Source organism: Limnohabitans sp. (assembly GCF_031539105.1).
Classification (GTDB): Bacteria; Pseudomonadota; Gammaproteobacteria; order Burkholderiales; family Burkholderiaceae_C; genus Limnohabitans.
In genome coordinates this window covers 67,128-77,634 of record NZ_JAVKLM010000042.1, presented here as the reverse complement: position 1 = coordinate 77,634, position 10,507 = coordinate 67,128, and the positions used below count along the sequence as shown (strand labels likewise).

General features: G+C 56.0%; 9 protein-coding genes and 1 tRNA gene. 2 read left to right on the top strand and 8 right to left on the bottom strand.

The features are described from left to right. Positions 1-387 precede the first annotated feature (387 nt). The 7 genes from RMR24_RS11770 to tolB all read right to left on the bottom strand — a co-directional run bounded on the left by RMR24_RS11770 (position 388) and on the right by tolB (position 5,954). On the bottom strand, positions 388-1,206 hold the full coding sequence (locus tag RMR24_RS11770) for a hypothetical protein (protein ID WP_310615266.1): 819 nt from the start codon (positions 1,204-1,206) through the stop codon (positions 388-390). Positions 1,207-1,404: 198 nt separating this feature from the next. Then, a tRNA-Lys gene (locus RMR24_RS11765) sits at positions 1,405-1,480 on the bottom strand. Between the two features lie 62 nt (positions 1,481-1,542). After that, on the bottom strand, positions 1,543-2,346 hold the full coding sequence (locus tag RMR24_RS11760; RefSeq protein ID WP_310615265.1) for a tRNA threonylcarbamoyladenosine dehydratase: 804 nt from the start codon (positions 2,344-2,346) through the stop codon (positions 1,543-1,545). Next, on the bottom strand, positions 2,324-3,406 hold the full coding sequence (locus RMR24_RS11755; RefSeq protein ID WP_310615264.1) for a YeeE/YedE family protein: 1,083 nt from the start codon (positions 3,404-3,406) through the stop codon (positions 2,324-2,326). The genes RMR24_RS11760 and RMR24_RS11755 overlap by 23 nt, the downstream gene beginning before the upstream one ends. Next, the gene (gene ybgF / locus RMR24_RS11750; protein ID WP_310615263.1) at positions 3,403-4,134 is read right to left on the bottom strand and encodes a tol-pal system protein YbgF; all 732 of its coding nucleotides are present in this window, start codon (positions 4,132-4,134) and stop codon (positions 3,403-3,405) included. Before ybgF ends, RMR24_RS11755 begins: the two co-directional genes overlap by 4 nt. Continuing rightward, complete coding sequence (gene pal / locus RMR24_RS11745) at positions 4,131-4,643, bottom strand: peptidoglycan-associated lipoprotein Pal (protein ID WP_310615262.1); 513 nt, start codon at positions 4,641-4,643, stop codon at positions 4,131-4,133. Before pal ends, ybgF begins: the two co-directional genes overlap by 4 nt. Positions 4,644-4,670: 27 nt before the next feature. Continuing rightward, complete coding sequence (gene tolB / locus RMR24_RS11740; RefSeq protein WP_310615261.1) at positions 4,671-5,954, bottom strand: Tol-Pal system beta propeller repeat protein TolB; 1,284 nt, start codon at positions 5,952-5,954, stop codon at positions 4,671-4,673. A 93-nt stretch (positions 5,955-6,047) separates the two neighbouring features. Here tolB and msbA point away from each other — a divergent pair, with 93 nt between their 5' ends. Together msbA and RMR24_RS11730 are read left to right on the top strand one after the other, a co-directional pair. Further along, complete coding sequence (msbA, locus tag RMR24_RS11735; protein ID WP_310615260.1) at positions 6,048-7,844, top strand: lipid A export permease/ATP-binding protein MsbA; 1,797 nt, start codon at positions 6,048-6,050, stop codon at positions 7,842-7,844. Positions 7,845-7,851: 7 nt separating this feature from the next. After that, positions 7,852-8,724 carry a glycosyltransferase gene (locus RMR24_RS11730; protein ID WP_310615259.1) on the top strand — a complete coding sequence of 291 codons (873 nt, stop codon included), beginning with the start codon at positions 7,852-7,854 and terminating at the stop codon, positions 8,722-8,724. Positions 8,725-8,995: 271 nt separating this feature from the next. On the opposite strand, the gene rng is transcribed toward RMR24_RS11730, so the two are convergent. Continuing rightward, a complete protein-coding gene (rng, locus tag RMR24_RS11725; RefSeq protein ID WP_310615258.1) occupies positions 8,996-10,495 on the bottom strand; it encodes a ribonuclease G in 1,500 nt (499 codons plus the stop codon). Between the last annotated feature and the right edge of the window lie 12 nt (positions 10,496-10,507).

Here is a 10,507-nt window from a genome sequence, read left to right as displayed (position 1 = left end):
CGCTCCGGTGTCAAGTTGAGCCAGTAGTTTTTTGGCTTCAGGAAACTGACTCTGAGCCAGCAACCATGAAAGGGTCGCATCTAATTCAATACTCTCCGCTGAGAGTTGATCAGCGAGATCAAAGAACCCCTCGACACGAATAATTTCGCCATTGGCTAGGAGTCTTACCAAATCGCTGCCTTGTCGAAATACCTTGTCCCCGGCATCGACAATTGATCGGATGTAACGCGAAACATCACCGGAGCTCGCTTCTGCTCCAGCGAAGATTTCGCCGATATACATTACTAATACTTTTTTATTATTCATTTCGTGATGCCCGATTTCGTGTGTCTGTTAGTCGACAAATCTGCAGATAACTTGAAAGCTTTGATAAGGTTGTTGCCATACTCAATAGGGGTGCTGGAAAGCAATCTGCTGTCTAGCCAAATAGAAAGAATCCAAATAAGCACTGTTATTAGTCTTTCTGTACAAACGCTTGTAGTGATCGCAAAGGTGAAAAAGTTTTTTATCCGTATCACCCTGAGGAAAGATTCGACGCATCACAGGCTGATCATGCGAGCGGGTAGATGCAACGGTGATGTAGTTACCCTTGGCTAACAGGTATGAAGCCAGGCGCTCCTGAACAAAAGTTTTCATAGGAGCCAGGTTTTCATGGCCGCCATAACTGATGAGTTGAGAGTTGAAATCAGCGTTATCCGTCACAAACTGCTTCAAGTCTTTGGCAATTTCTAACCAAGCCAGCCAGAAACGCTTTTTTGCTGCAAAGTAATTGGAGAAAACAGACGTCGTGGCATCTGTGACGATCGACTCAAGACCTGCATCGCGACGCGTAGCTTTTAGAAACTGTTCGGTAACTTGAACAAGGCTTGGATGCCATATCTCACCCTGCTCCCATGGATTCAGGAAATAGGCAAGCTGATCCCAGCCAGGTGAAAAAATGGCGACTTCTGCAGACCTCGGAACACGGTCGAGGAAGTGATAGACGTATTCAGAGTCGCACCCCGTTTTAGACTTGAACTTGGGTGACAAAAATCCGTACCAAACGTCATCTTCAAGCTTATTAGTCTCTAAATAATTGACTATTGGGCTAAATTCATACCAACCATCCGCAAGAGCTGATCCGTTATCTAAGCCAATAAATCCTGCATCTAGCTTGCTTCTGCTTTTATCATCGTAAAAAATCTGAAAAATCTTGGCGCTGGACATCTGCAACTCTTTCTTTATTTCCCCAAATACTGAGGAAAGGAAGTAGTCTTAATGCAAATTTCATACCAATAAAAACCAGTCGTTTGTGTGTAGCTATATCTGCAGATTTAGAAAAAGAAATACCGCTGAAGTCCAGCGGATTTGAGAACGAAAAAAAAGCACTTAGATTGCTCTAAGTGCTTTTTTCATTGAAGTTTTTGGTGGGACCAGCGGGGGTCGAACCCACGACAAACGGATTAAAAGTCCGCTGCTCTACCAACTGAGCTATGGTCCCATCACGCAGGGTATTTAACGTTTGTTTCGTACCCTGCGAAGCCTAAAAGTATAACGCATTTTTCATGCTTTTGGCAATGGGCGCGAAGAAATTTGATCCAACACCCATCCTGCTGCGCACTGTCCAAACGTGGCCGTGACACTGACCACCGAGCCGTAGCCGCTGCAGTTCAAAGTGCCATCGCCTTGCACATCACAACTGGCATCTGGAGGCGCTACAGCCTCGCGACTGAACACACACGCGATGCCTATTTTTTTGCCTTCACGCGCGGCACCGTGTTCGCGGCGCAGGTTGTAGCGCAGCTTAGCCAAGAGGGGGTCGTGGCTGGTGAGACTCAGGTCGTCGATGTCCACTTTGTGGGCCAATCGTTTGCCGCCAGCCGCGCCTACCGTGATGAAAAGCACGCGTTGCTTCAAGGCCCAAGCGGCCATGGCGGTTTTGGCTTTGACTTGGTCACACGCATCGATGACGGCGTCAACTTCTTCACCGTTCAAGATAATGGGCCAGTTGCTGGGCTCTACAAAGTCTTCAATACAGGTCACCACACAGTCGGGGTTGATGTGCGCAATGCGTTGGCGCATGGCCTCGACCTTGGCCATGCCCACCGTGTTGTCGAGTGCATGAATTTGCCGGTTGATGTTGGACTCGGACACGTTGTCAAGATCGATCAGGGTCAAGCGCCCTACCCCGCTACGCGCCAGGGCTTCCACCGTCCACGAGCCCACACCACCCACGCCCACTACCACCACATGGGCTGCACGGATGCGTGCGGCGCCGCTCACGCCATACAAACGGTCTAGGCCACCAAAGCGGCGATCGGTCACTGAAAGCTCTGACACAGGCTCAGGCACAAGCGGTGCGCTCAAGACGCGCGGCTTGCTGTCGCAACGACACCACCGCACCCAACACAATGGACGCCAGGGCGATGACCGAATTGAGGCTGAGGGTAGAGATGCCACTGAGGCCTTGGCCAAAGGTGCAACCCATGGCGGTCACGCCGCCCACGCCCATGAGCACGCTGCCCAACAGGTGCTGCCCCAAATCGCGGGGGCTGGCAAAGCCCTCCCATCGAAAGGTTTGGCTTTGCAAGGCCGAGGCCGCAGAGCCCAACAACACACCGGCTACAGCCACAATGCCCGTGCTCAGCACTTTGGAGGCGTCGCTGTAAAACATGAGCCAGTCCAAGGTGTAGGCCACAGGAGCCACAAAGTTGAGAGCTTCAATGCGGCCTGAGTTGGTGGCCAAGTACACGTCATCCAAGGTTTCAGGGTGCTCGGGCACAAAGCCCAAATGGCCGCTGACCCACCACATGGCGACCACAAGGCCACCCACACCTAGGCCAGCCAACAGACTGTCAAACGTCCAGAACTCCTTGTGGCGCAGCACCAGCAGCAATAAGGCTGCACCCAATAAATAGCCCAGGCCTGGAATGCCCAAGGCGCTGAGGTTGGCGCCACTTGGCATGTCCAAAAACACGGCGTCTACCGTGCTGACGCGCAACACAGCCGTGATGCCTTTCAAGGTGGCAAAGGCGCTGATGCCCATCACAACAAACACAACAAGTGATTTGAGGTTGCCGCCACCGATGCGCACCAAGGCCTTGTTGCCACAACCCGAGGCGATGACCATGCCGTAGCCAAACATCACGCCGCCCACAAGGCTAGACAGCCACATCAGGCGCGAGCTGGCGTACAAGGTTTTACTGGGGTCAATCAGCCCTGAATCAGACAAAGCAGCAAAGCCCAACATGGCTACGCCAATGGCGAACAGCCATTGGCGAGCGCGGGTCCAATCGCCCATGTGCACCACGTCCGATATGGCGCCCATGGTGCAAAAGTGCGTGCGCTGGCTGATGAAGCCTAAGAGCAAGCCCCCTAAAAAAAAGGCCCCAAGGACCTCTTTGGTAAGCGTGGCGAGCTCGGTCACTTGAGTTTCGCCAAACGTTCGGTGGCTGCCGCTGCAGCTTCGGTGTGTGGGTATGTTTTAACCACGTCAGCCAAAGTTTTGCGAGCGGCCTTGATGTCTTTCAACTCCAACTGGCAGTTGGCCACCGACAACAAGGCGTCAGCTGCACGCAGGTGGTTGGGTGCTTTGCTCAGCAAGGTGTTGAAGTTGGCGATGGCGTTGGTGTAACCGCGGTTGGCGTATTGGGCGTTGCCCAGCCAAAACAGCGAAGGCACGCCATAGCCACTCTTGGGGTAACGCTTGATGAAGTCGTTAAACGCGGTGGTGGCAGCCACAAAGTCACCTTTGCGAAAGAGACCCAAAGCCTCTTCGTAAGCTTTGGTTTCCGAGGGCTCGGCGACAAACTCCACACCATCGACTTTGACGGTGCTGGGTTCAAACTTTTTCAAGCGCTCATCCACGCCTTGAGATTGCTCTTTGGCACGACGCAGTTCTTGGGTTAACTCTTCTTTTTCACCGCGCAGGCGTGCGGTCTCGGTGCGCAGGGCTTCAAACTGGTTTTGCTGTTCAAGCAAACTGCGTTGGAAGTTTTGAATTTCTTCGCCTTGGCGTTCAACGCGTTCGCGCAAATCCAAAATGGCGCGACGTGCGTCGCTGTCTTCAAACAACGCGGCATGGGCTCCTGCGCTGAGCAACACACCTGCGGCCATGACCACGGCGCGGAGAGAAAAAGAAGGGTTCAGTTTCATTGGTAGTTCAATGCAGCACGGCGGTTTTGTGAATAGGCAGACTCGTCAGAGCCTTGGGCCACTGGCTTTTCCTTGCCAAAGCTGACCGATTCCATTTGATTTTCTGGCACGCCCAAGGCGCTCAAAGCGCGGCGCACTGCATCAGAGCGCTTTTGGCCCAAAGCCAAGTTGTACTCGCTGCCACCGCGCTCGTCGGTATGGCCTTCCAAGTTGACGCGGCGGTTGCGGTCCGCACGCAAGTAGCGTGAGTGGGCTTCGAGCACGCTTTGGTATTCGCCCTTGACGCTGTAGCTGTCGAGGTCAAAGTAAATGATGTGTTCCACGCCCACGGGGCCAGTTTTGATGCCTTGCATGGCGCCCAGGTTGCGCGAGTTCAAGCCATTAACACCGCTTTGGCCGCTGGTGCTGCCACCTGAGCGGTCGTCCACTTGCACGTCATCGAGCTTCACGCCTGACGCGCAGCCAGACAAAACGGCTGCAATAGAAATGAGTAAAAGAAGTTTTTTCATAAGAACGCTTTAGAAGAAGAGAAGAAATTAAGGCTGCACTTTGTTGAACGGGCCCCAGTTGGGCTCGCGCAAATCACCACTTTGGCCCGACAAACGGGCCTTGATGCGACCATCTAAGGTGGTGGTCATCAAAGCTTCACGGCCATCTTGCTGGGTGGCGTAAACGATGAGGCGGCTGTTAGGTGCAAAGCTGGGGCGCTCGTCGCGGCTGGTGTCGGTAATGGCCGCCACGTTGCCACTGGCAATGTCCATCACGTGCAATTTAAATGCGCCGCCCATGCGTGAGATGTAGGTCAGCCAACGGCCATCGGGGCTCAGGGCTGGTGAAATGTTGTAGGTGCCATTGAAGGTCACGCGGTTGGCGGGGCCGCCCATGGCGGGCATGCGGTAGATCTGAGGTGCGCCGCCACGGTCGCTCACAAAGTAAATGGCAGTGCCGTCGGGCGAGAACACGGGCTCTGTGTCAATGCCCGCCGATTGCGTCAAGCGGCGAGGCTCGCCACCGTTAGCGTCGATCACAAACAATTGCGAGCCACCATCACGGCTGAGCGTCACCGCCAAACTGCGGCCATCTGGCGACCAGCTGGGCGCGCTGTTGGAGCCACGGAAGTTGGCCACCACACGGCGCTTGCCCGTGGACACGTCGTGCACGTACACCACAGGCTTGCGCGATTCAAACGACACATAGGCCAATTGACCCCCCAAAGGCGACCAGCTGGGTGAAATGATGGGTTCTGGACTGGCCAAGGCAGACTGGGCATTTTCGCCATCAGAGTCGGCCACCCACAGGTTGTAACGCGCGCCGGCCTTGGTGACATAGGCGATGCGGGTAGAAAAAACGCCCTTGTCGCCCGTGAGTTTTTCGTACACAAAGTCGGCAATTCGGTGTGAGGCCAAGCGCAAATCGCCCGTCACCACGGTGTAGCTCATGGCGCCGAGGTCTTGGCCGCGCACCACGTCCCACAAGCGCACGCGCACATCAAAACGGCCATCTGCCATGCGGCTGATGCTGCCGGTCAACAGGGCATCGGCGCCCTTTTGGCGCATGGCACTGATGTCGGGGCGTTGGGTCTCATCCACCACCACGCCCGCGCTGACGCCACGAAACTGGCCACTGCGCTCGAGGTCGGCCTGCACGATGGTGGAAATCTTCTGGGGTGACGCCTCTTCACCGCGCAAGGGGGCAAAGGCAATGGGCACTTGGGTCAAGCCCACGCCTGACACTTCCACGCGGAACTGCGCCCACGTTGGCAAGGCCAACAAACCGGCGGTCAAAAGCCCAAGTGAGAAGCGCAGAAGGTGACGTGTCATAGTGTGTTGGGTAGCCAAACGAATCCCCTGATTTTAATGGCGAACCAGTGGCGATAATGCTCAATACTGCCTTTCTTGCCACCCTCAGCATTTATGACCACCACCACCCCATCCAGCCCGTCTGATTCCTTGTTTCAAAGGCTCAAACGCGTGGCCCCTTGGTTTGCGGGTCAACCCGCTGCATTGGCGCTGGGCATTGTGGGCATTTTCCTGGGCGCAGCCACCGAACCGGCCATTCCCGCGCTGATGAAGCCCTTGCTGGACAGCGGCTTTGACCGGGGCACTTTGAATTTGTGGATGGTTCCGGTGGTGCTGCTGCTGTTGTTTGGCGTGCGAGGCTTGGCCGGATTTGTGGCCGCCTATTGCTTGGCCCGAGTGACCAACAACGCCATGGAAGGCTTGCGACAACGCTTGTTTGAAAAGTTGTTGCGCGCAGACCCCAAGCTGTTTGCCGACAAACACACCAGCGGCTTGACCAACACCATGGTGTACGAGGTCAACAACGGCGCGAGTTTGCTGGTGACCACCATGTTGTCGTTTGCCAAAGACTTGGTCACCCTGCTCGCCCTACTGGGCTACTTGTTGGTGTTGAACTGGAAGCTCACACTCATTGTGTTTGCCATCTTCCCGCCCATCGCCTGGGTGGTCAAAACCCTGTCACACCGCCTCGACAACGTGACCCGCGCTAGCCAAGACGCCACCGACGAGCTGGCCTATGTGGTGGAAGAAAACGTGCTGGCCTACCGCATGGTTCGACTGCACAACGCACAAAGCAGCCAAACCCAGAAGTTTGCCGGCTCTAACCTCAAGCTGCGCCAACTGGCACTGAAAGCCGTCATTGCCAATTCGGTGATGACGCCGCTCATTCAAATGCTGGCCGCATTGGCTTTGTCCGCTGTGATCATGGTGGCGCTGTACCAAAGCACGGGCGCAAGCCCCGCACAAAACGTCACAGTTGGCAGCTTTGCCGCGTTCATCACCGCCATGCTGATGCTGATTTCGCCCATCAAACACTTGTCTGAAGTGGCAGGCACATTGACACGCGGCGTGACATCGCTAGAGCGCGGCTTGAATTTGCTTGAGCTCGTGCCCGATGAAACCCAAGGTACACACACCGTTGCGCATGCCCGAGGCGAAGTTTGCTTTGACCAAGTCACCCTGCAATACCCTTCTGCCACGTCACCTGCCCTCCACGGCGTGAGCCTGACCATCCAGCCCGGCCAAACCGTGGCGCTGGTGGGTCCTTCGGGCTCAGGCAAAACCACCTTGGCCAATTTGCTGCCGCGCTTTCTAGACACCACATCGGGGCAAGTGAGCCTGGACGGCGTTGCGCTCAAGGACTGGTCACTGACCAGCCTGCGCAGCCAAGTGGCCTATGTGAGCCAAGACGTGGTGATGTTCAACGACACCGTGGCCCAAAACATCGCCTTGGGCGAAGCTGTGGACACCGCCCGCGTCTGGAAAGCCCTAGAAGCCGCCAACCTCGGTGACTTTGTGCGCAGCTTGCCAGCCCAAGAAAACACCTTGGTGGGCCACAACGCCACCCAGCTCTCAGGCGGTCAACGTCAACGCTTGGCCATTGCCCGCGCCATTTACAAAGATGCGCCCATCCTCATCTTGGACGAAGCCACGTCAGCCCTAGACACCACGTCCGAGCAAGCCGTCAAAGACGCGCTGCATGTGCTGATGCAAGGTCGCACCTCGCTGGTCATCGCGCACCGTTTGTCCACCATTGAGCACGCAGACCTGATTGTGGTCATGCAAGCGGGCAGCATTGTGGAAACCGGCACGCACAGCCAGCTCATGGCACAAAACGGCGCCTATGCCGCGCTGTACCAAGTGGCCGCGCAAAGCGCAGACAACCATTTCTCTGACTCACCAAACATCTGAGCACCCTATGAGCCAAGCATCCATCAGCGGTTTCACCTTCATTCGCAATGGCGTGGAGCTGGGCTTCCCGTTTGAAGCCTCCATTCGCTCGCTCCTGCCTTTGGTGGACGAGTTTGTAGTGGTGGTGGGCAAAAGTAACGACGACACGCTGGCACGTATCCACGCCATCGGCTCGCCCAAAATTCGCGTGATCGAAACCATTTGGAATGAACGCATGGCCGACCGTGGCTTTGTCTACGCCCAGCAAAAAATGATGGCGCAATACGCCTGCACGGGCGACTGGGCTTTCTACCTTGAGGGTGATGAGGTGGTGCACGAAGCCGAGTTAGCCAACATCCGCGCCAGTGTGGACGAGCACCACAACAACGCAGCTGTGGAAGCCTTGGTGTTTGACTACTTTCACTTCTACGGCACGCCCGACTTTGTGGCCAACAGCCCCGCCTGGTACCGCCGCGAGTGCCGCCTGATTCGTAACACCATCCGCTCTTACGCGCCCGATGGCCAGTATTGGCTGATCACCGCTGACCATAAAAAAGGTCGTAACCCACAAGCCGCCTTGGCCAACGCGCACATCTACCACTACGGCTGGGTGCGCAGCAATGAGACCATGCAAAAGAAGATGGAGCAAGTGAGCAAGTTTTGGTCACACGGTGCACCCACGATTCGCTACAGCCAGTTTGATGCGCAGGTGTTGCAACCGTTCACGGGAACACACCCTGAATTGATCAAGCCGTGGCTAGAAAGCTCGGCCGAAAAGAGCTTCACGATTGACCCGGATTACAAGTTGAGCAAGCGGGAAAAGCGGCATCGTTGGTTGATGAAGCTTGAAAAGGCGTTTGGGTTGGACTTCAGTCGCAAGCACTTCAAGCTGGTGGCTTGAGTTTCTACTTACGTTTTTAAGTCACTTCTCTCGCACGCCCACGCCGCGGCCAGCACCTGACACGGCTTAACGTCCCTGCGGGCCGTGATGGCGCCGTATCAGGCACTGACCGCGACATAGGCTGAAGGCTGGAATTCGAGCTCTAGCGATGCGTAGCAAGCACAGAGCTTGGGGTGTTTGATTTGGCGCCATCACGGCCCGTAGGGACGTTAAGCCAAGTCAGACACCCCAAGCTCTGGGCACCCTCAGCCAACGAAGAGAAATTCAAACCTCAGAGCAACACAATGTCGTACTGCTCCTGCGACATCGCACCTTCAGCCTGTAAAGAAATAGGCTTGCCAATGAAGTCGCTCAAGCCAGCCAAGTGCTGGCTTTCTTCATCCAGCAACACATCAATCACATCGGGCGAGGCAATCACACGGAACTCGCGTGGGTTGAACTGACGGGCTTCGCGCAAGATCTCGCGCAAGATGTCATACGTCACGGTGCGTGCGGTTTTCACGCTGCCTTTGCCGTCGCACACAGGGCATGGCTCGCACAGCATGTGGGCCAATGATTCACGGGTGCGCTTGCGCGTCATCTCCACCAAGCCCAGCGCTGAATAGCCACTCACCATCGTCTTTACGCGGTCACGGGCGAGTTGCTTGCGGAACTCGGACAACACGGCTTCGCGGTGGTCTTCGCGCGTCATGTCAATGAAGTCGGCAATGACGATGCCGCCTAGGTTGCGCAAGCGCAGTTGGCGGGCAATCGCGCCCGCGGCTTCTAGGTTGGTCTTGAAAATGGTTTCGTCAAAATTGCGCGCACCCACAAAGCCGCCAGTGTTGACGTCCACCGTGGTCAAGGCCTCGGTTTGGTCCACGATGAGGTAGCCGCCTGACTTCAGCTCCACACGACGGCCAAGGGCCTTGCCCACTTCTTCGTCGATGTTGAACAAATCAAAAATGGGGCGCTCGCCTTTGTAAAGCTGCAGCTTGTTTACCGCACTGGGCGTGAACTCTTGACCGAAGGCTTGCAGCTGGTTGAACTGCTCAGCCGAGTCGATGCGGATGGTTTGCGTGGTCTCGCTGACCAAGTCGCGCAGCACGCGTTGCAGCAGGCTCAGGTCTTGGTGCAACAACGATTTGGTGGGTAATCGCGTGGAGGCTTCTTTGATGCGCACCCATGTCTTGCGAAGGTAGGCAATGTCTTCGCCCAGCTCGGCGTCGCTGGCGTCTTCGCCATTGGTGCGCAGAATGAAGCCACCTGTTTGGTTGCCGGTTTTACCGTCTTGTGCGGCAGCTTCGGCCAAGGCTAGCAGCCTTTGGCGCAATGCCTCGCGCTGCTCAAAGGGAATTTTTTGCGACACGCCAATGTGTTGGTCTTGCGGTAAGAACACCAGCAAGCGTCCCGCGATGCTGATTTGCGACGACAGGCGTGCACCTTTGGTGCCAATCGGGTCTTTGATGACTTGCACCAGCAATGATTGACCTTCAAACACTTGTTTTTCAATCGGCACGATGGGGGCTGGTTCGCCCTTGTCGTCGGCGTGACGGGCGGCCACGCTGCTCATGAGGTCGGCTACGTGCAAGAAGGCCGCACGCTCAAGGCCAATGTCGATGAAGGCCGACTGCATGCCGGGCAACACACGCGCCACTTTGCCCAAGTACACATTCCCCACCAAACCACGCTCTAAGGTGCGCTCGACGTGCAGCTCTTGCACAGCGCCGGTTTCCACCACCGCGACGCGGGTTTCTTGGGGCGACCAGTTGATGAGAATGTCTTGTTGCATGTGAAGGTCCGC

What these genes read in the sequence shown, in the direction of transcription:
- RMR24_RS11770 (WP_310615266.1), bottom strand. Translation starts at nt 1,206, where the DNA reads ATGTCCAGCGCCAAGATTTTTCAGATTTTTTACGATGATAAAAGCAGA.
- ybgF (WP_310615263.1), bottom strand. Translation starts at nt 4,134, where the DNA reads ATGAAACTGAACCCTTCTTTTTCTCTCCGCGCCGTGGTCATGGCCGCA.
- pal (WP_310615262.1), bottom strand. Translation starts at nt 4,643, where the DNA reads ATGAAAAAACTTCTTTTACTCATTTCTATTGCAGCCGTTTTGTCTGGC.
- tolB (WP_310615261.1), bottom strand. Translation starts at nt 5,954, where the DNA reads ATGACACGTCACCTTCTGCGCTTCTCACTTGGGCTTTTGACCGCCGGT.
- msbA (WP_310615260.1), top strand. Translation starts at nt 6,048, where the DNA reads ATGACCACCACCACCCCATCCAGCCCGTCTGATTCCTTGTTTCAAAGG.
- RMR24_RS11730 (WP_310615259.1), top strand. Translation starts at nt 7,852, where the DNA reads ATGAGCCAAGCATCCATCAGCGGTTTCACCTTCATTCGCAATGGCGTG.
- rng (WP_310615258.1), bottom strand. Translation starts at nt 10,495, where the DNA reads ATGCAACAAGACATTCTCATCAACTGGTCGCCCCAAGAAACCCGCGTC.